This window comes from Bordetella genomosp. 7 (assembly GCF_002261265.1).
Taxonomy (GTDB): Bacteria; Pseudomonadota; Gammaproteobacteria; order Burkholderiales; family Burkholderiaceae_B; genus Bordetella_A.
The window spans coordinates 743,991-762,500 of sequence record NZ_NEVK01000004.1 but is presented as its reverse complement, the minus strand read 5'-3'; the positions used below and the strand labels follow the sequence as shown (position 1 = coordinate 762,500).

Genomic DNA, 18,510 nt, shown 5'->3' with positions numbered 1-18,510 from the left:
TGTACACACCGCCCGTCACACCATGGGAGTGGGTTTTACCAGAAGTAGTTAGCCTAACCGCAAGGGGGGCGATTACCACGGTAGGATTCATGACTGGGGTGAAGTCGTAACAAGGTAGCCGTATCGGAAGGTGCGGCTGGATCACCTCCTTTAAGAGCGAGTGAGTCCGTGTTGTCAGAGCGTCCACGCTTATCGGTTGTTTGTATGTGTAGCTGGGATCGGTTGTGGGCGTAGGTAGAGGGGGACACCTCCCTGTGCCGCAATCCTGACTGCTGATCCGAAGAGGTTTTTGGGTCTGTAGCTCAGTCGGTTAGAGCACCGTCTTGATAAGGCGGGGGTCGTTGGTTCGAATCCAACCAGACCCACCAGGTTGCCGGGGTTGGCCAGCGTTACGGGTGTTTGCATGGTGGGTTTGTGCAAGGGCGCGTGGTGCGGTCGGTTTCGTGTGATTGGGGGTGTAGCTCAGCTGGGAGAGCGCCTGCTTTGCAAGCAGGATGTCATCGGTTCGATCCCGTTCACCTCCACCATTGATTTGTAGAAGTCAGTGCATAGGGTTGGTAGCCAGTCTTATGCATTGGGTTTTACCCAATGAAGCTATACATTGTTCTTTAACAATTAGGAAGAAGCACAACGAAATTGTGCACATGAAGTAGTTGGCCGCCAGGCTGATGAACATGTGCACGGGTTGTGATTGCATTAGATTGTTCCAAGTTCTCAAGGTTTTGGTTGCAAGACCAGAACGGCTTTGAAACTTATGAACGGCACAAACGCGAAACATATCAGCGTCCTATAAGACGGTAGTGTTATAGGATCAAGCGACTAAGTGCATATGGTGGATGCCTTGGCGATCACAGGCGAAGAAGGACGTGGTAGCCTGCGAAAAGCTGCGGGGAGCTGGCAAACAAGCTTTGATCCGCAGATGTCCGAATGGGGAAACCCACTGCAGCGATGCAGTATCCCTGGCTGAATACATAGGCCAGTGGAGGCGAACCGGGTGAACTGAAACATCTCAGTAGCTCGAGGAAAAGACATCAACCGAGATTCCGAGAGTAGTGGCGAGCGAAATCGGAAGAGCCTTTACGATTTAGCAGATCAGGTAGTCGAACGGAATGGAAAGTCCGGCCGTAGCAGGTGATAGCCCTGTAGACGAAATCTGGTTTGTGGAACTAGGCGTAAGAGAAGTAGGGCGGGACACGTGAAATCCTGTCTGAAGATGGGGGGACCATCCTCCAAGGCTAAATACTCGTGATCGACCGATAGTGAACCAGTACCGTGAGGGAAAGGCGAAAAGAACCCCGGAAGGGGAGTGAAATAGATCCTGAAACCGTATGCATACAAACAGTCGGAGCCTCTTTATGGGGTGACGGCGTACCTTTTGTATAATGGGTCAGCGACTTACATTCAGTGGCGAGCTTAACCGGATAGGGAAGGCGTAGCGAAAGCGAGTCCGAATAGGGCGATTCAGTCGCTGGGTGTAGACCCGAAACCAGATGATCTACCCATGGCCAGGTTGAAGGCACGGTAACACGTGCTGGAGGACCGAACCCACTAGTGTTGAAAAACTAGGGGATGAGCTGTGGATAGGGGTGAAAGGCTAAACAAATCTGGAAATAGCTGGTTCTCTCCGAAAACTATTTAGGTAGTGCCTCAAGTATGACTGCGGGGGGTAGAGCACTGTTATGGCTAGGGGGTCATGGCGACTTACCAAACCATGGCAAACTCCGAATACCCGCAAGTCCAGCTTGGGAGACAGAGCACCGGGTGCTAACGTCCGGACTCAAGAGGGAAACAACCCAGACCGCCAGCTAAGGTCCCAAATTATCGCTAAGTGGGAAACGAAGTGGGAAGGCATAGACAGTCAGGAGGTTGGCTTAGAAGCAGCCATCCTTTAAAGAAAGCGTAATAGCTCACTGATCGAGTCGTCCTGCGCGGAAGATGTAACGGGGCTCAAGCGATAAACCGAAGCTGCGGGTGTGCACTTTAGAGTGCACGCGGTAGGAGAGCGTTCTGTAAGCCTGCGAAGGTGGCTTGTAAAGGCTGCTGGAGGTATCAGAAGTGCGAATGCTGACATGAGTAGCGATAAAGGGGGTGAAAAGCCCCCTCGCCGTAAGTCCAAGGTTTCCTGCGCAACGTTCATCGGCGCAGGGTGAGTCGGCCCCTAAGGCGAGGCAGAGATGCGTAGCTGATGGGAAGCGGGTTAATATTCCCGCACCGTCGTACAGTGCGATGGGGGGACGGATCGCGGAATGTCATCAGGGTGTTGGATGTCCCTGTTGCTGCATTGGAGAAGGCGCTTAGGCAAATCCGGGCGCGTAATTCAAGGGTGTGGCACGAGGTCCCAAGTGGACCGAAGTGATTGGAAGTGGTTCCAAGAAAAGCCTCTAAGCTTCAGCTGTACGAGACCGTACCGCAAACCGACACAGGTGGACGGGATGAATATTCCAAGGCGCTTGAGAGAACTCAGGAGAAGGAACTCGGCAAATTGATACCGTAACTTCGGGAGAAGGTATGCCCCGTTAGGGTGATGCGCTTGCGCGCAGAGCTTGAAGGGGCCGCAGAGAATCGGTGGCTGCGACTGTTTATTAAAAACACAGCACTCTGCCAAGACGAAAGTCGACGTATAGGGTGTGACGCCTGCCCGGTGCCGGAAGGTTAAGTGATGGGGTGCAAGCTCTTGATCGAAGCCCCGGTAAACGGCGGCCGTAACTATAACGGTCCTAAGGTAGCGAAATTCCTTGTCGGGTAAGTTCCGACCTGCACGAATGGCGTAACGATGGCCACACTGTCTCCTCCTGAGACTCAGCGAAGTTGAAATGTTTGTGATGATGCAATCTACCCGCGGCTAGACGGAAAGACCCCATGAACCTTTACTGTAGCTTTGCATTGGACTGTGAACCGGCCTGTGTAGGATAGGTGGGAGGCGCAGAAACCGAGTCGCCAGATTCGGTGGAGCCGTCCTTGAAATACCACCCTGGTTTGTTTGCGGTTCTAACCTTGGTCCGTTATCCGGATTGGGGACAGTGCATGGTAGGCAGTTTGACTGGGGCGGTCTCCTCCCAAAGCGTAACGGAGGAGTTCGAAGGTACGCTAGGTACGGTCGGAAATCGTGCTGATAGTGCAATGGCATAAGCGTGCTTGACTGTGAGACTGACAAGTCGAACAGGTGCGAAAGCAGGACATAGTGATCCGGTGGTTCTGAATGGAAGGGCCATCGCTCAACGGATAAAAGGTACTCTGGGGATAACAGGCTGATACCGCCCAAGAGTTCATATCGACGGCGGTGTTTGGCACCTCGATGTCGGCTCATCTCATCCTGGGGCTGTAGCCGGTCCCAAGGGTATGGCTGTTCGCCATTTAAAGAGGTACGTGAGCTGGGTTTAAAACGTCGTGAGACAGTTTGGTCCCTATCTGCCGTGGGCGTTGGATACTTGACGGAGCCTGCTCCTAGTACGAGAGGACCGGAGTGGACGTACCTCTGGTGTACCGGTTGTCATGCCAATGGCATTGCCGGGTAGCTAAGTACGGAAGAGATAACCGCTGAAGGCATCTAAGCGGGAAACTCGTCTGAAGATTAGGTATCCCGGGGACTTGATCCCCCTGAAGGGTCGTTCGAGACCAGAACGTTGATAGGTCGGGTGTGGAAGCGCAGCAATGCGTTGAGCTAACCGATACTAATTGCCCGTGCGGCTTGATCCTATAACTCTGCGGGTTTTATAGACCTGATATGACACATAGCGAACAAGTGCCGTTCAATCAATAAATACCTTCACAATCGCTGGCCAGGCCGAAACGCCTGTCGCCCAGCTCGATGTGCTTCTTCCCAATTGCGGTGCCCGAGACCCTAAACCTCGTGCACCCTAGCGCTTACGCTTGACGACCATAGCAAGGTGGACCCACTCCTTCCCATCCCGAACAGGACAGTGAAACGCCTTCGCGCCGATGATAGTGGACTTCCCGTCTGTGAAAGTAGGTCATCGTCAGGCTCTTATCCCTCAAAACCCCAGCACATACAACGTGCTGGGGTTTTGTCTTTGAAACACGCAAAATTACAATGCATACGCCGCAGCCCGCTGGACATTGCGGTTGCGCAAATTCTCACCGTTTGTTGATTCTTCAGACCTCGCCCACGCGGGCGCCGCAATAGAATTTCTTCCCGTTCTATTGTTCGGCAGTTTCGCTCCATGCGGGAAATAGTCGTCTACATACGTAGCCGCAACAAATTCGGCGATCAGATTGTCTCGTTCGCTGCTCTGTACCAGCTGAAGCAATGGTGGCCCGACGCGCAACTGCGCATAGCAGCCCAGCACGACGTCGCCAGCTATTACCGCCTGCTGCCCTGGGTGGATGACTTCATTCGGTACGGCAGCTTTCTTCAAATGTTGCGCAGCTTGCCGCGCAAGACAGATATGGCGGTATGCCTGCACCACAGCAGCGAGCGCTATGGCTTGGTAACCCTGCTGCGGCAGGCTACGGTGCGGCTGGGATTTTCCAATGACCGCGTCTTTGATTTTGCCTGGACTCATTCCTGGCGCAAGAACGTCAATGAATATATCGGCCTGGCGAATTTGTATCTACTTAATGCCTACCGTCCGGTAGATCCCGAATCGACGTTCAGGCGGTGCTTCGAACGAATTGCCGCGCTTGCCCCCGAAGCGCGGGCCCAGGCCCACGTGGTATTGATCCCGGGTGGCGGCGACGGCAATTTCAAGCGGTGGGGAATCCGGAATTTCGTGGCCTTGGTGGATCTGTTGAAAGCGCGCCTTGGGCCCCATACCCGTTTTGCGTTTGTTTTGGGCCCGGCTGAATCCGCTGAACGGGCGGCTCTGCAGGCGCTGAATCGGCCCGATTTCGAGCTGGTGTCGGGGTGCTCGTTTCCGGAGTTGACGGCGCTTATGCTGCGCGCGCGCCTGGTGGTGGCGAACGATTGTGGGCCTTCCCATATCGGCCAGGGTGTCTGCGTGCCCTATGTGGGAGTATTCAACGACGCCAATCCGGAGTGGTTCTGGGACCGTCCATATTCCAGACATGTCTGCCCATCGGACGGATCGTCCGATATACAGAAAGTCGATCCGCACAAGGTGGCGCAGGCGTGCTTCGAAGTAATGGCGGGCGCCTGAGGATCAGGGCACCCGGATGCCGACGTGGCGCAGCAATAGTGCTGTTTCGTGCACGGGCAGCCCCATTACGCCCGTATAGCTGCCCGACAGGTGCTCGATGAATGTGCCGGCGAGGCCTTGTATGCCGTACGCGCCTGCCTTTCCATAAGGTTCGCCGCTGTCGCAATAACGGGCGATTTCCGGGTCATCCAACTGCCGCATGCGAACTTCCGACACGGATACGGCTTCGTAGAGCTTGCCCTGGTGACAAAGCGCGAGTGCTGTATGCACGTGATGCGTGCTGCCGGACAGGCGGCTCAGCATCTGTATGGCATGTTCCCGGTTGGCGGGTTTGCCCAGGACTTCGCCACGCAACACCACGGTGGTGTCTGCCGCGAGTACCGGCAAGGCCGGCAGATCCTGTGCGACGATCCATTGTTCAGCGCGTTGCGCCTTGTCGCGGGCGGTGCGCTGCACGTAGATCTCGGCAGGCTCACCCGGGTGCTGCGGCTCGTCCTCTCCTGGGGGAGCCGGGACTTTCAGCACCGTGTGTGCAAGACCTATCTGGGTAAGCAATTCGTGGCGGCGCGGGCTGGCGGATGCCAGGTAAATACGGGGAAGCGCCAGGGCGGGGTTGGTGGCTTGTACCATCACGTTTCAGGCACGGTGGTAGGGATGGTTGGTCAATATTGCCCAGGCGCGATAGAGCTGTTCGCCAAGCACCACGCGCACCATGGGGTGCGGTAATGTGAGCGACGACAGGCGGATCTGGAGGTCGCAGCCGCGTTTCAGGTTTTCGTCCAGGCCATCTGGGCCGCCTACCAGGAATACGACATCGCGACCGCCGGCGCGCCACTGTTCCAGTTGGCGCGATAGCGCCATCGTGGTCAGGTCCCGTCCGCGCTCATCCAGCGCCACCCGTAACGCCGCGCCTGGTATGGCCGTTTCGATGCGGCGCGCTTCGGCGGCCATCATTTGCGCCGGCGTCTTGCCGGTGGTGCGTGGCTCGGGCCGGATTTCACGCAGTTCCAGCGCGCAATCCGGGGGTAGGCGCTTGGCATAGTCGTCCCACGCGGTTTCTACCCAGGCGGGCATGCGATTGCCAACGGCGATGATAATGAGCTTCACGCGGGGTCAGGATTCGGTGTCGCTGACCCAAGTGCCCGCCGCGGGCGCGCCGCCCGAGCCGGGCAAGAGTTTGACGCGCACGGGTTTGTCACCCCAGATTTCTTCCAGGTTGTAATACTGGCGGATGGCAGGCTGCATGATGTGGACCACGATGTCGCCCAGGTCCACGACCACCCATTCGCCCGTATCTTCGCCTTCGACCGTAATGCCCGACAGTCGCAGGGCCCGGCCACGGTCGGCCACACTGGAGGCCAGGGCGCGGGTTTGCCGATTGGAGGTGGCGCTGGCGATCACGACCCGATCGAACAGGCTGGTGAGATGCGTCGTGTTGAAGACCTTGATGTCCTGTGCTTTGACATCCTCGAGGGCATCGATGACGGCGCGCTGAAGTTTCTGAATATCCATGTTCGCAAATATAACCTTTCCGCACATGCGGAATGGGCCGAGGAGGGCGGCTACTGGTACAGGCCCTGGTCGGCGATGTAGTCGGCAACCGCGGGGGGAAGCAGCCCCGCCGTAGAGTCGCCGCCGGCCAGGCGCCGGCGGATGTCGGATGCCGATATGGCCAAGGGAGTAAACGGCAGTTGCAGAAGTGGCCTGCCCAGATCGTGCAGCCAGGCCTGCAGTTCGGCCGGTGCGGCAAGCGATGTGCCCGGACGGCTGGCCACGGCCAGGTCTACGTACCGGACGATCTCCTTCCACTGCCGCCATGTGCAGAAATTGGCCAATTGGTCGGCGCCGAGCAACCATACGTACTTGGCGTCCTGGGGCAGCGCCTTCAGGGTATCGATGGTGTAGGTGGGGCCGTCCCGTTCCAGCTCGATTGGATTCACGGCAAGCCGGGGATCGCCGGCGATGGCCAGTTCGATCATGCGCCGTCGATGGGAGCCCGCCGCACGCAGTGGCGCACGCTGCCAGGGATTGCCGGCCGGGATGAACTGGACCTGGTCCAGCTCAAGCTCGCTCAGTGCCGCGCGGGCCAGCGCCAGGTGCGCCTGGTGCACCGGGTCGAAGCTGCCGCCGAGCAGGCCGACGCGCTTCACACCCAGTCCCGGGGTTGGAGGAAATCGGCCAATGCCGCTTCGGGCGTGCCGGATTCGGGCTTCCAGTCGTAACGCCAGTGCGCGCAGGGCGGCATCGACAAAAGAATGGATTCGGTGCGGCCGCCGGATTGCAGGCCAAAATGGGTGCCGCGGTCGAATACCAGGTTGAACTCGACATAGCGGCCGCGACGGTATGCCTGGAATTGGCGCTGCGGGTCGGCATAGGGCATGTCGCGGCGGCGCTGGACGACAGGCAGATAGGCGGGCAGGAAAGCGTCGCCCACCGAACGCAGCAGCGCGAACGAGGCGTCAAAGCCGGGTTCGTTCAGGTCATCGAAAAAGATGCCGCCTATGCCCCGCATTTCCTGTCGATGCTTCAGGTAGAAGTATTCATCGCACCAGCGCTTGTAACGGGGGTAGTAATCGGCGCCGTGCGGCGCGAGCGCGGCCTGGCAAACCTGGTGAAAATGGCGGGCATCTTCTTCGAAGGGGTAGCACGGCGTGAGATCGAGGCCGCCGCCGAACCAGAATACGTCCGCCTCATCGTGGCCCGCACGCGCCGCCGCCAAGAACATGCGCACATTCATGTGCGTAATGGGCACGTAGGGGTTGCGCGGATGCAATACCAGCGACACGCCCATGGCCTGCCACGACCGGCCCGCAAGCTCGGGCCGGTGTGCGCTTGCCGACGGAGGCAGTTGGCTGCCGTGCACATGGCTGAACAGTACGCCGGCCCGCTCGAACAATTGGCCGCCCTCGATCAGGCGCGATACGCCGCCTCCGCCTTCGGGCCGCTGCCATGAGTCGGTACGAAACGTTTCTTGGCCGGCGTCTTCCAGGGCCTGGACGATGCGTGCCTGCAGGCCGGTGAGGTAGGCGCGGACGTCGGAAATGGGAACGGCGTTCATGGCAGAAAAGGCCTCAGGCCTGCGGCTTGGATTTCTGCTGCGAGGGACGCAGGGCGCGCCAGCCTATGTCGGCGCGGTACTGGCGTCCGGCGAACTGTACGGAGTCGACCATGGCATATGCGCGCTCGCGCGCCATGCGCACCGAGTCGCCCAGGGCCGTGACGCACAGCACGCGGCCGCCTGAAGTAAGCAGTTGATCGCCTTCGGCGCGCGTGCCGGCATGGAAAACCACGCAGTCCTCGGTTTCGGCGGGCAGGGGGGCAATGACGTCACCGGTTCGCGGAGTGCCGGGATAGTTGTGCGCCGCAAGTACCACACCGAGCGCCGTACGGCGATCCCAGATGATGTCGGCCTGGTCCAGTGTGCCGTCGACGGCGTGCTCCAGCGCGTCGAGCAGATCGCTCTTGACCCGCATCATGATGGGCTGCGTTTCCGGATCGCCCATGCGGCAGTTGAACTCGAGTGTCTTGATGGAACGGTCTGGATCGTCGCCGGGCGCGATCATCAGTCCGGCGTACAGGAAACCCGTATAAGGAATACCGTCGCGAGCCATGCCCTGTACGGTGGGCAGGATGATCTCCCGCATGATGCGATGGTGCAGTTCGGGTGTGATGATGGGCGCGGGCGAGTACGCGCCCATGCCGCCCGTGTTGGGGCCGGCATCGCCATCGCGCAGGCGTTTGTGGTCCTGGCTGGTGGCCAGCGCCAGTACGTTGCGCCCGTCGACCATGACGATGAAGCTGGCTTCTTCGCCCACCAGGCATTCTTCGATGACGACGCGCGCGCCGGCCTGGCCCAGGCTGCCGTCGCCGAGCATGGCGTCGACAGCCGCGTGGGCCTCTTCGAGGTCGGCCGCCACCACGACGCCCTTGCCGGCGGCCAGACCGTCGGCCTTGATGACGATGGGCGCGCCCTGTTGGTCGATGTAAGCGTGCGCCAGGGCCGGATCCGTGAAAGTTTCATAGCGGGCCGTGGGGATGCCGTGACGCACCATGAAAGCCTTGGCATAGTCTTTGGACGCTTCGAGCTGGGCGGCTGCCTTGGTAGGCCCGAATATCTTCAGCCCGCGGGCGCGAAACACATCGACAACGCCAGCCGCCAGAGGAGCTTCGGGGCCCACCACGGTAAGCGAAACGCCTTCGCGCTGGACGAAATCGGCGAGTTCTTCCGGGCCGGTAAGCGCCACGTTCTGCAGCAGGTCGCCATGTTCGGTTCCGCCGTTGCCCGGCGCCACATATACCTTGTGAACGCGAGGGGAGCGGGCCAGGCGCCAGGCCAGGGCATGTTCGCGGCCGCCGGAGCCGATTACCAGGAGTTTCATGTGTGGTTGATGCTTCATAAAGTAGCCATGGCGTCGCGGCACGGCACGCCTGGCGGGACCGTCGCGGCGGGTTCGCCGCGGTGCGGGTTTATTGTGCTTCGTCGAACACGACGTTGGTATAGACCTCCTGGACGTCGTCCAGGCTTTCCAGGGCGTCGAGCAGCTTTTGCATCTTGGCCGCGTCGTCGCCGGTGAGCTCGGTTTCGTTCAAGGGCTTCATGACGATGCCTTCGACCTCGGCCTTGAGTCCGGCCGTCTCGAAAGCTTTGCGTACCGCCGCATAGTCGGCGGGCGCACAGATGACCTCGATGACGCCTTCATCGTCGGTGGCGATATCCTCGGCGCCCGCTTCGAGGGCGGCTTCCATGACGGCGTCTTCGGCCGTGCCCGGCGCGAATACGAACTGGCCGCAATGCTTGAACATGAAGGCTACCGAGCCTTCCTGTCCGAGGTTGCCGCCATTCTTGGAAAAGGCGTGCCGGACTTCGGCCACCGTGCGGGTGCGATTGTCGGTCATGCAGTCGACGATGACCGCCGCACCGCCTACGCCATAGCCTTCGTAGCGGACTTCTTCATAATTGGCGCCATCGGCGCCGCCGATCCCGCGCTGGATGGCCCGCTGGATGTTGTCTTTGGGCATATTGGCGTCGGTGGCCTTGTCCCAGGCCACGCGCAGCCGCGGATTGCTGTCGGGGTCGGAGCCGCCTGCCCGCGCCGCGACGGTGATCTCACGGATGATCTTGGTCCAGAGCTTGCCCCGCTTGGCGTCCTGGCGCCCCTTGCGGTGCTGGATGTTGGCCCACTTACTGTGTCCCGCCATAATGTTCCAGAAGGTGATGTACGCAAAACAGGCATTTTACCGTGCTTGCGGGTACTCGGGCCGGGCAACGAGGGGCCGCACACAACATGCGCCGCACGCAATACACTTGTGCCACTATTTTTTGCGCCCCGGAGAGCGAGCCATGCCAGATCCCATTGTCGTTGCACAGAACGCCCAGGCCAAGCTTACCCTGCTGCCGGCGCTGGCCAACCGCCACGGCTGCATCACCGGCGCCACCGGGACAGGCAAGACGGTTACGTTACAGGTGCTGGCCGAAGCCTTTTCCCGCATAGGCACCCCGGTATTCATGGCCGACATCAAGGGCGACCTTACCGGGATATCCCAGGCGGGCGCATCATCGCCCAAGCTGCAGGAACGCCTGAAAACGATAGGGGTGCCCGAACCCGTATGGGGGGCCAGCCCGGCGGTGCTGTGGGATGTATTTGGCGAACAGGGCGTGCCGGTACGCGCTACCGTTTCCGACATGGGGCCGCTGCTGCTTGCCCGCATGCTCGAGCTCAACGACACCCAGGAAGGCGTCTTGACACTGGTGTTCCGCGTGGCTGATGACGAGGGCCAGCTGCTGCTCGACTTGAAAGACCTGCGCGCCATGCTGCAGAACGTCGCCGACCGTGCCGCCGAACTGAAAACGCAGTACGGCAACGTGTCCTCGGCATCGGTGGGCGCGATCCAGCGCAGCCTGCTCAGGCTGGAATCCCAGGGCGCGGACCGGTTTTTCGGCGAACCCATGCTCGATGTACACGACCTGATGCGCACCGATGCGCAAGGGCGGGGCATTGTCAGCATACTGGCCGCTGACAAGCTGATGCAGTCGCCGCGCCTGTACGGCGTCTTCTTGCTGTGGCTTCTGGCCGACCTGTACGAAAAGCTTCCCGAAGTCGGCGATCGCGAGCAGCCCAAACTGGTGTTCTTTTTCGATGAGGCGCATCTGCTGTTCGACGATGCGCCCAAGGCCCTGCTGGACAAGATCGAACAGGTAGTGCGGCTGGTGCGCTCCAAGGGCGTGGGTGTGTATTTTGTCACCCAGAACCCTCTGGATATTCCTGACGCGGTGCTCGGTCAACTGGGCAACCGGATCCAGCATGCGCTGCGCGCGTTTACCCCCCGTGACCAGAAAGCGGTGAAGACGGCCGCACAGACCATGCGCCCGAATCCGGGCCTGGACATCGAGGCCGCCATCACCGAACTCGGGGTGGGCGAAGCATTGGTGTCACTGCTCGACGAAAAGGGCAGGCCCGCGCCTACCGAACGCGCATGGGTCATGCCGCCGGGAAGCCGTATCGGCCCTGCCACCGACGCAGAGCGCCAGGCGTTGCGCCAGGATCCGACCATGGCGGCGAAGTATGCGCAGACCATCGATCGTGAATCGGCCTATGAGGTACTGACAACAAGGGCTGCGGCCGAGGCGCCTGCGACGGCCGGTGATGGCGCTTCCGCCAAGGTTCCTGACGCGCAGGCTCGGCAAGAGTCGGGCGGTCTGATGGATGGCCTTAGCGATGTGTTGTTCGGGTCCACGGGGCCGCGTGGAGGCCGCCGCGATGGCGTCGTGCAGTCCGTGGTCAAGAGCACCGCCCGCACCCTGGCGCGCCAGTTGGTACGGGGCATGCTCGGTTCGCTGCTTGGCTCGCGGCGGCGCTAGGCGCGGGCGCCGATCAGGCGCCCACAAACGCGCTGGTGTCGTCCAAGGTGGCCACAAAGCGTTGCACCATGTCGCGCACCTGCGTGGCCTGGATGATCAGCGGCGGGCAGAATGCCACGGTGTCCTGGATGCCGCGCACGATCAGGCCGTGCGCATGGGCCCGTTCGTAGGCATAAGCGCCGGCCTTGCCCAGCGGGTCGAATGGGCGCCGGCTGGCCTTGTCGGCCACCAGTTCGACGCCCGCGATCAGGCCCAGGCCGCGCACTTCGCCCACCAGCGGGTGGCCGGCCAACGCGCGCAACTCCTGCTGCATGAGTTCTCCCACTTCGGCGGCATGCTCGATCAGCCCCCGCTCGTCGATGATGTTCAGGTTTTCGAGCGCCACGGCGGTGGCCACCGGGTGGCCGCTGGCGGTGTAACCATGGCCGAATGTACCCAGCCGCCCGCTATGCGACGTCACGGCGTCTGCGACCTTCGCATTGAGCAGCACCGCGCCCAGCGGCTGATATGACGATGTGATCTGCTTGGACAGCACCATGATGTCCGGCTCGATTCCCAGCACATCGGACCCGAACCGCTGCCCCAGGCGGCCGAAGCCGGTGATGACCTCGTCGGCCACCACCAGGATGTCGTACTTGCGGCACACGGCCTGGATCTTCGGCCAATAGGTACGCGGAGGAACGATGACGCCGCCGGCGCCCATCACGGGCTCGCCGATGAAGGCAGCGATCGTGTCCGGACCTTCGCGCGTGATCAGGGCTTCCAGCTGCGCCGCGAGCCGGGTGGCGTAGTCTTCTTCCGATTCGCCAGGCAGCGCATTGCGATAATGGTGCGGGCAGTCGGTATGCAGCATGCGGGGCAATGGAAGGTCAAAACCGTTATGGTTGCCCGCAAGCCCCGTCAGGCTCGCGGATGCCACGGTGACGCCGTGATAGCCGCGCTGGCGCGCGATGATCTTCTTCTTGTCGGGGCGGCCCAGGGCATTGTTGTAATACCACACCAGCTTGATCACGGTGTCGTTGGCTTCGGACCCGGAGTTGGTGAAGAAAGCCTTGGCCATGCGTCCATCGGTGTAACCGATCAGGCGCTCGGCGAGCTCGATGGCGGGCGTATGCGATTTGTGGGTGAAGGTATGGTAGTACGGCAATTTCTGCATCTGGCGGGTCGCGGCGTCGACCAGCCGCTGCTCGCCGAAGCCCACCGCCACGCTCCATAGCCCGGCCATGGCTTCCAGATACTGGCGGCCCTGGTCGTCATATACATAAATGCCTTCGCCTCGGTCGATCACGACCGGCCCGGTGCGTTGATGCACGACGGCATTGGTGTACGGATGCAATTGGAAGCGCACGTCGCGCAACTGAGTGTCGTTCAGTGTTGTCATGGTTGTCAGGCCTGGAGAAGGGGCCCGGCGATGCGCCGGCCGCCAATGCGCTTGTTATATCATCATCAGATACATGCGGGGCGCCGGCCGAACTGCGGCGCTGCCGGTTCTTTCACTCTGACGTCTCCCGCGACCATGAAAATTGTCTTCGCTTCTACCCATGAAATCTCGCCCGCCGATTGGATAGACCCGCTGGAAGCAGCATTGCCGGGCTCCCGGGTCGTGATGTGGCAGCCGGACCTGCCGGCGCAGGATGCCGAAATTGCCGTCGTCTGGGGCCCTCCGGCGGCGTTGTTCGAGCGCGAGCGCAAGCTGCGGGCGGTATTCAATCTGGGAGCAGGGGTCGACGCCTTGTTCAAACTGCCCACTTTGCCGGCCGATCTGCCCATTGTCAGGCTCGAAGACGCCGGAATGGCGGTACAAATGGCCGAATACGCCGTTTGGGCCGTGGTAAGGGCCAGCCGGCAGTTTGACGACTATGTCCGCCAGCAAGGCCAGGGTCTATGGAATCCCTTGCCCGAACTCGACCGCGCTCAATGGCCCATAGGCGTGCTGGGCACCGGCGTCATGGGCACTCGCGTGGCCCAGACCCTTGCGTCACTGGATTATCCCGTTGCGGGCTGGTCGCGCAGTGGCGCCGTTCCGCCGGGGGTACAGGGTTTTGCCGGCACGGCGCAATTGCCGGCTTTCCTGGCTCGAACCCGCGTACTGATCAATACGTTGCCCCTGACCGACGACACGCGCAATATCCTGCGTCGCGACACGCTGGAGCAATTGCAGCCCAACGCCTGCCTTATCAACATGGGCCGCGGCGAGCACCTGGTCGAAGAAGACTTGCTGGCCCTGCTGGAAAACGGCCGGATGCAGGGCGCCACGCTGGATGTATTCCGCCAGGAACCGTTGCCTTCGGATCATCCGTTCTGGAGCCACCCACGCGTGACCATCACCCCGCATGTGGCCGCGCTCAGCCTCCGGCGCGAAACTATTGCGCAGGTCGCCGACAAGATCGGGCGCTTCATGCGCGGCGAGCCGCTTACCGGCGTGGTGGCGCGCGACCGGGGGTATTAAGTGCAAGCGCGCGGGCGTCGGTTCGCGGGCCGGCACGTTTGATCTCTGACAATGCGGCAGTGTAGGACTGACTCCTACACTGCCGCATGCAAACGCGTACCTCCAATCTAGAACTGGTCGCGCCCGCAGGCAGCCTGGCTGCCTTGAAAGCGGCGCTCAAAGCTGGCGCAAATGCGGTTTACCTGGGGCTGAAGAACGCCACCAACGCACGCAACTTCGCCGGCCTGAACTTCACCGAAACCGACGTTCGCGCAGGCATCGACCTGGCCCATTCCATGGGGCAGAAGGTGCTTTTCGCCATCAATACCTTCCCGCAGGCGGGGCGCGCCCACGAATGGCGGGCCGCGGTCGATGCGGCGCACGCCTTGCAGGCCGACGCCGTCATCATGGCCGACCCAGGCCTCATGGCGTACACACGCGATCGCTATCCCGACCTGCGCCTGCATATGTCCGTGCAAGGCTCGGCTACTCATGTCGACGCCATAGAACTGATGCGCGAGCAGTTCGGCATCAGCCGCGTGGTGTTGCCGCGCGTGCTCACGATGGCCGAAATAGGCAAGATATGCGCGCAGACCTCGGTGGAAATCGAGGTCTTCGGATTCGGCAGCCTGTGCGTCATGGCCGAAGGCCGTTGCCTGCTTTCGTCATACGCCACGGGCGATTCTCCCAACAACAAGGGCGTGTGCTCGCCCGCGCATGCCGTGCGCTGGTACGAAACCGAAAGCGGCCTGGACGCCCGCCTTAATGGCATCCTGATCGACCGCTACGCGCAAGGCGAACACGCAGCCTACCCGACACTGTGCAAGGGGCGCTTCGAGGTTGAAGGCCAGGCCGATTACGCAATCGAAGAGCCAGCCAGTCTCAACGCGCTGGGGCTGCTGCCGGCCATCTACAACATGGGGGTGGCGGCTATCAAGATCGAGGGCCGGCAGCGCAGCCCCGCCTACGTGCAGCAAGTGGTTGCGACGTTGCGCGCTGCGCTGGACGCCGTGCACGCCGACGTGGCTCGATATTCCGTCAAGCCCGAATGGCTGTCCACGTTGGCTAGCCACGCCGAAGGGTCTCAAGTTACACAGGGCGCCTTCGACCGCCCCTGGAAATAATGCTCATGCCATACCAGATTTCCCTGGGGCCGCTGCTCTATTACTGGCCCCGCCGCACTGTATTGGATTTTTACGCCACCATGCTCGACAGCCCGGTGGATATCATCTATCTGGGCGAAACGGTGTGCAGCAGACGCCACGAACTACGCGCGGCCGACTGGCTGGAGCTTGCATGTGCCTTGCGTGATGCCGGCAAGAGCGTCGTCCTGTCGACCCAGACGCTTATCGAGACCAGCGCCGATGCAAACGCGCTTCGGCGCTGGTGCGAACATGATGACTTCCTGATCGAGGTCGGCGAGGTGGGCGCCTTGCGTCATGTGAACGGACGGCATTTTGTGGCCGGACCGCATCTGAATGTGTATCACGGCGATACGCTGGCCTGGCTGGCCGCGCAAGGCGCCATACGCATGGTGGCGCCCGTCGAGATGGGTCGCGATGACATGCAGCGCCTGTTGCAGGAACGTCCGCGCGGCATACAAGTCGAGCTGATGGTGTGGGGCAGATTGCCTCTGGCATTCTCGGCACGCTGCTTTACCGCGCGGCACTTCCGTCTGAAGAAGGACGCGTGCGAATTCCGCTGCATCGAATATCCCGATGGCTTGCCCGTGAATACGCGCGAAGGCCAACCCTTTCTTGCCATCAACGGGATTCAGACCCAGTCGGCGGCCTGCCTTGACCTTATCGACCGGGCCGGCGAGCTTGTGGGCATGGGGGTAGACGTACTGAGGGTGAGCCCGCACTCGCAGAACACGCTGGCGGCGGTTCGCGCACTGGATGATATCCGGCAGGGCCAGGCGCCCGGCGAAGTCCGGCCGCCAGCCGGCATCAATCGATGCAATGGATACTGGCATGGCCGGCCCGGTATCGATTACGTGGAGTCTCTCTCATGACACGTTTTACCGCCATCATGGCACGCATGGATCGCGTGGTGCCGGCTCCGTTGGTATCGGCGCATTTTGCCGCGAGCCTAGAAATTGCCCGCCTGATGAAGTGGCTGCAGCCGCCGACCGAAATTGAGGGCAAGCGCTTTGCCATCAAAATCGATGATCTGGGCCTGCGCAGTTGCTTCACCTGCCGCCAGGGACGTTTCAGGCCGCTATGGAAGCGCGAGGCCGATCTTGAACTGAGCGCCAGTCTGGGCGATTTCATCGCGATGATGCGCGGTACGTGCGACGCCGATACGCTGTTCTTTCAACGACGGTTGCGCGTAGAGGGTGACACCGAACTGGGCTTGATCGTGAAAAACTGGCTGGATGCGACCGAGCGCCCGGCCTGGTTGCGTCACTCGGGCCAGGTCTGAACGATGAAGTCCGGGCGATCCGATCTGCCGCTGGTGTACTCGTGCTCCGGGTGCTCTAGCGTGGCACAGTTGGCCAACGATCTGGCGGTTCGGTTGGACCACGCAGGCCTGGCTGAAATGTCTTGCATCAGCGGCGTGGGCGGTGGGGTTCCCATGCTCGTAAAGCGCGCTCGCAGCGGCCGGCCCATCTTGGCCCTGGACGGATGCGTACTGGCTTGCGTGCGGGCTTGTCTGGCCAGTGCCGGCGTGCAGGCTTCATGCCATCTGGTACTGAGCGAGCATGGCGCGACCAAGCGATATCACAGCAACTGCACCGACGCCGAGCGGGCAGCCGCCTGGAATCTGGCTAGCGAGGCAGCCCAGCAATTGGCCGGGGCTGGCGGCCCGAGCAAATAGAAATAGCGCTGCGCCGGGATAAGATCGGCGGGGCTGGCGCGAGCCCCCCGCCTTCAAGGCAATGATCAGGTGAGTACGGCGGCGTCACGTTGCGGGGCGGCGTGTGGCATCGCATCCGGCATGTCGCCGTGCAGCAGGTAGTTGATTAGCTCGCGCACCGACCGTATGGCTTCTCCGAATGGCAGCTTCGAGGCGCCGCGGAAGAACAGCCCTTTGTCGACTTCTCCGCGCATGGCGGCGGCCAGCTTCAGGTCGATGCAGAACTGCCCGAAGCGGGCCAGACCATCACGCAGGCCGCATTGGGTCAGGCAGTCCATGCGTTGCGTGCACCGCCGCGGGTCGGGACGGGCATTTTGCTGCAGGCGTTGTTCCTGGCGCAGGTAGCGTGTCAGCCAGGGGGTCGCGACCGCACGGGCCGGCAGGCCGGCCACGCTGATGAATTCTTTGAGCCTGGCAGGGTCGGCATCGATGAGCACCTGCTTGAAGTTGGGGTGGGCGTCGCCTTCGGTGGTAACGGCAAAGGCCGTGCCCACCTGGACGGCGTCGGCGCCGTTGTTCAGCCAGTATTTGACCTTGTCGTGCGAGCCCACCCCGCCGGCCACGATGAGCTTGGGAGCGTCGCGATTCAGCCCTAGCTCGTCGAACAGCGCGCGGCATTCCGCCAGTACGCGGCCGAAGCTGAATCGCTCGTCGTGCAGGTCGGAAAGCTTGGTTGCGCCCAGATGTCCGCCCGCATGGCCAGGATGCTCGATGACCACGGCGGGGGCCAGGCGGCCCTTTTTAAGCCATTTTTTCAGCACGATGCCCACGCCGCGCGCTTCGGACAGAATGGGGATGAGCGCGATTTTCTGGTGGTCGGCTGTCATGTCGGGCAGGTCGATAGGCAGGCCCGCGCCCATGACAATGGCGTCCGCGCCGCTTTCGCAAGCCTGTTTTACCAGGGCGGCATGGTCACGTACCGCTTTCATGACGTTGACGGCGATGAGCCCCCGCCCGCCGGAGCGCTCGCGGGCAGCGCGGATTTCGCGGTCGAGCGCCACGCAGTTGGCTTGGTCGATGGCGGCGCGGTCGCGGCACTTGATGGTTTGCTCAAGCAGGTCTGGATGGTGATGGCGAAGGTCGACGCTGGCGATGGTGCCTACGGCGTTTTCGCTTGCGACGGCGCCGGCCAGCCGGTGCGCCGATATTCCTACGCCCATGCCGCCTTGGACAATGGGCAACAACTCGCGTCCGGCGAGAGACAGTGTTTTAAACCACATGGATACAGAATCCCTAGTTTGGGCAAT

General features: G+C 61.5%; 16 protein-coding genes, 2 tRNA genes and 3 rRNA genes (1 of these 21 cut by a window edge). 12 read left to right on the top strand and 9 right to left on the bottom strand.

Annotated elements, in window-relative coordinates:
- From CAL19_RS10780 to CAL19_RS10755, 6 genes are all read left to right on the top strand, one after another.
- Window positions 1–152, top strand: a 16S ribosomal RNA gene (locus CAL19_RS10780); it begins 1,379 nt to the left of the window's first position.
- Window positions 153–291: 139 nt separating this feature from the next.
- Window positions 292–368: transfer RNA gene (locus CAL19_RS10775), tRNA-Ile, on the top strand.
- 83 nt (window positions 369–451) lie between these two features.
- Window positions 452–527: transfer RNA gene (locus tag CAL19_RS10770), tRNA-Ala, on the top strand.
- 282 nt (window positions 528–809) lie between these two features.
- A 23S ribosomal RNA gene (locus CAL19_RS10765) occupies window positions 810–3,696 on the top strand.
- Window positions 3,697–3,869: 173 nt separating this feature from the next.
- Window positions 3,870–3,983: ribosomal RNA gene (gene rrf / locus CAL19_RS10760) — 5S ribosomal RNA — on the top strand.
- Together the 16S, 23S and 5S rRNA genes with 2 tRNA genes alongside form the textbook arrangement of a ribosomal RNA operon.
- 198 nt (window positions 3,984–4,181) lie before the next feature.
- Window positions 4,182–5,117 carry a glycosyltransferase family 9 protein gene (locus CAL19_RS10755; protein ID WP_094796740.1) on the top strand — a complete coding sequence of 312 codons (936 nt, stop codon included), beginning with the start codon at window positions 4,182–4,184 and terminating at the stop codon, window positions 5,115–5,117.
- 3 nt (window positions 5,118–5,120) lie between these two features.
- Here CAL19_RS10755 and CAL19_RS10750 read toward each other — a convergent pair whose 3' ends face one another.
- From CAL19_RS10750 to CAL19_RS10720, 7 genes are all read right to left on the bottom strand, one after another.
- A complete protein-coding gene (locus CAL19_RS10750) occupies window positions 5,121–5,747 on the bottom strand; it encodes a Maf family protein (protein WP_026641258.1) in 627 nt (208 codons plus the stop codon).
- A 6-nt stretch (window positions 5,748–5,753) separates the two neighbouring features.
- Window positions 5,754–6,224: a 23S rRNA (pseudouridine(1915)-N(3))-methyltransferase RlmH gene (gene rlmH / locus CAL19_RS10745; protein WP_026641257.1), complete on the bottom strand. Its 471-nt coding sequence runs from the start codon at window positions 6,222–6,224 to the stop codon at window positions 5,754–5,756.
- Between the two features lie 6 nt (window positions 6,225–6,230).
- Window positions 6,231–6,629 (bottom strand): ribosome silencing factor, encoded by a 399-nt coding sequence (rsfS, locus tag CAL19_RS10740; protein ID WP_026641256.1) that lies wholly within the window; start codon window positions 6,627–6,629, stop codon window positions 6,231–6,233.
- Between the two features lie 50 nt (window positions 6,630–6,679).
- Window positions 6,680–7,267, bottom strand: a complete 588-nt coding sequence (nadD, locus tag CAL19_RS10735; RefSeq protein ID WP_026641255.1) for a nicotinate (nicotinamide) nucleotide adenylyltransferase — start codon at window positions 7,265–7,267, stop codon at window positions 6,680–6,682.
- Window positions 7,264–8,175 (bottom strand): oxygen-dependent coproporphyrinogen oxidase, encoded by a 912-nt coding sequence (gene hemF / locus CAL19_RS10730; protein ID WP_026641254.1) that lies wholly within the window; start codon window positions 8,173–8,175, stop codon window positions 7,264–7,266. The genes nadD and hemF overlap by 4 nt, the downstream gene beginning before the upstream one ends.
- 13 nt (window positions 8,176–8,188) lie before the next feature.
- A complete protein-coding gene (gene purD, locus CAL19_RS10725; protein ID WP_026641253.1) occupies window positions 8,189–9,496 on the bottom strand; it encodes a phosphoribosylamine--glycine ligase in 1,308 nt (435 codons plus the stop codon).
- Between the two features lie 88 nt (window positions 9,497–9,584).
- Window positions 9,585–10,316, bottom strand: a complete 732-nt coding sequence (locus CAL19_RS10720; protein WP_026641252.1) for a YebC/PmpR family DNA-binding transcriptional regulator — start codon at window positions 10,314–10,316, stop codon at window positions 9,585–9,587.
- 142 nt (window positions 10,317–10,458) lie between these two features.
- Between CAL19_RS10720 and CAL19_RS10715 the strand changes: the two genes are divergently transcribed.
- On the top strand, window positions 10,459–11,976 hold the full coding sequence (locus CAL19_RS10715; RefSeq protein ID WP_094796738.1) for a helicase HerA-like C-terminal domain-containing protein: 1,518 nt from the start codon (window positions 10,459–10,461) through the stop codon (window positions 11,974–11,976).
- 13 nt (window positions 11,977–11,989) lie between these two features.
- Here CAL19_RS10715 and CAL19_RS10710 read toward each other — a convergent pair whose 3' ends face one another.
- A complete protein-coding gene (locus CAL19_RS10710; RefSeq protein ID WP_094796737.1) occupies window positions 11,990–13,357 on the bottom strand; it encodes an aspartate aminotransferase family protein in 1,368 nt (455 codons plus the stop codon).
- 135 nt (window positions 13,358–13,492) lie between these two features.
- Here CAL19_RS10710 and CAL19_RS10705 point away from each other — a divergent pair, with 135 nt between their 5' ends.
- The 5 genes from CAL19_RS10705 (at window position 13,493) to CAL19_RS10685 (ending at window position 17,224) form a co-directional block, all read left to right on the top strand.
- Window positions 13,493–14,425 (top strand): 2-hydroxyacid dehydrogenase, encoded by a 933-nt coding sequence (locus tag CAL19_RS10705; RefSeq protein WP_026641249.1) that lies wholly within the window; start codon window positions 13,493–13,495, stop codon window positions 14,423–14,425.
- A gap of 86 nt (window positions 14,426–14,511) precedes the next feature.
- Entirely contained in the window at window positions 14,512–15,528 is a 1,017-nt protein-coding gene (gene ubiU, locus CAL19_RS10700) for a ubiquinone anaerobic biosynthesis protein UbiU (protein WP_026641248.1), read from the top strand.
- Between the two features lie 5 nt (window positions 15,529–15,533).
- A complete protein-coding gene (locus CAL19_RS10695; RefSeq protein WP_094796770.1) occupies window positions 15,534–16,418 on the top strand; it encodes a U32 family peptidase in 885 nt (294 codons plus the stop codon).
- Window positions 16,415–16,828, top strand: a complete 414-nt coding sequence (ubiT, locus tag CAL19_RS10690) for a ubiquinone anaerobic biosynthesis accessory factor UbiT (RefSeq protein ID WP_094796736.1) — start codon at window positions 16,415–16,417, stop codon at window positions 16,826–16,828. Before CAL19_RS10695 ends, ubiT begins: the two co-directional genes overlap by 4 nt.
- Before the next feature lie 3 nt (window positions 16,829–16,831).
- Window positions 16,832–17,224, top strand: coding sequence for a putative zinc-binding protein (locus CAL19_RS10685; RefSeq protein WP_081745775.1), 393 nt, complete (start codon window positions 16,832–16,834; stop codon window positions 17,222–17,224).
- Window positions 17,225–17,289: 65 nt separating this feature from the next.
- Here the strand turns inward: CAL19_RS10685 and CAL19_RS10680 are convergent, their stop codons facing one another.
- On the bottom strand, window positions 17,290–18,483 hold the full coding sequence (locus tag CAL19_RS10680; protein WP_094796735.1) for an NAD(P)H-dependent flavin oxidoreductase: 1,194 nt from the start codon (window positions 18,481–18,483) through the stop codon (window positions 17,290–17,292).
- Between the last annotated feature and the right edge of the window lie 27 nt (window positions 18,484–18,510).

Coding starts and splice junctions, on each gene's coding strand:
- purD (WP_026641253.1), bottom strand. CDS start 9,496: ATGAAACTCCTGGTAATCGGCTCCGGCGGCCGCGAACATGCCCTGGCC.
- CAL19_RS10710 (WP_094796737.1), bottom strand. CDS start 13,357: ATGACAACACTGAACGACACTCAGTTGCGCGACGTGCGCTTCCAATTG.
- CAL19_RS10750 (WP_026641258.1), bottom strand. CDS start 5,747: ATGGTACAAGCCACCAACCCCGCCCTGGCGCTTCCCCGTATTTACCTG.
- CAL19_RS10695 (WP_094796770.1), top strand. CDS start 15,534: ATGCCATACCAGATTTCCCTGGGGCCGCTGCTCTATTACTGGCCCCGC.
- rsfS (WP_026641256.1), bottom strand. CDS start 6,629: ATGGATATTCAGAAACTTCAGCGCGCCGTCATCGATGCCCTCGAGGAT.
- CAL19_RS10685 (WP_081745775.1), top strand. CDS start 16,832: ATGAAGTCCGGGCGATCCGATCTGCCGCTGGTGTACTCGTGCTCCGGG.
- CAL19_RS10680 (WP_094796735.1), bottom strand. CDS start 18,483: ATGTGGTTTAAAACACTGTCTCTCGCCGGACGCGAGTTGTTGCCCATT.
- CAL19_RS10755 (WP_094796740.1), top strand. CDS start 4,182: ATGCGGGAAATAGTCGTCTACATACGTAGCCGCAACAAATTCGGCGAT.
- CAL19_RS10720 (WP_026641252.1), bottom strand. CDS start 10,316: ATGGCGGGACACAGTAAGTGGGCCAACATCCAGCACCGCAAGGGGCGC.
- ubiT (WP_094796736.1), top strand. CDS start 16,415: ATGACACGTTTTACCGCCATCATGGCACGCATGGATCGCGTGGTGCCG.
- ubiU (WP_026641248.1), top strand. CDS start 14,512: ATGCAAACGCGTACCTCCAATCTAGAACTGGTCGCGCCCGCAGGCAGC.
- hemF (WP_026641254.1), bottom strand. CDS start 8,175: ATGAACGCCGTTCCCATTTCCGACGTCCGCGCCTACCTCACCGGCCTG.
- CAL19_RS10715 (WP_094796738.1), top strand. CDS start 10,459: ATGCCAGATCCCATTGTCGTTGCACAGAACGCCCAGGCCAAGCTTACC.
- CAL19_RS10705 (WP_026641249.1), top strand. CDS start 13,493: ATGAAAATTGTCTTCGCTTCTACCCATGAAATCTCGCCCGCCGATTGG.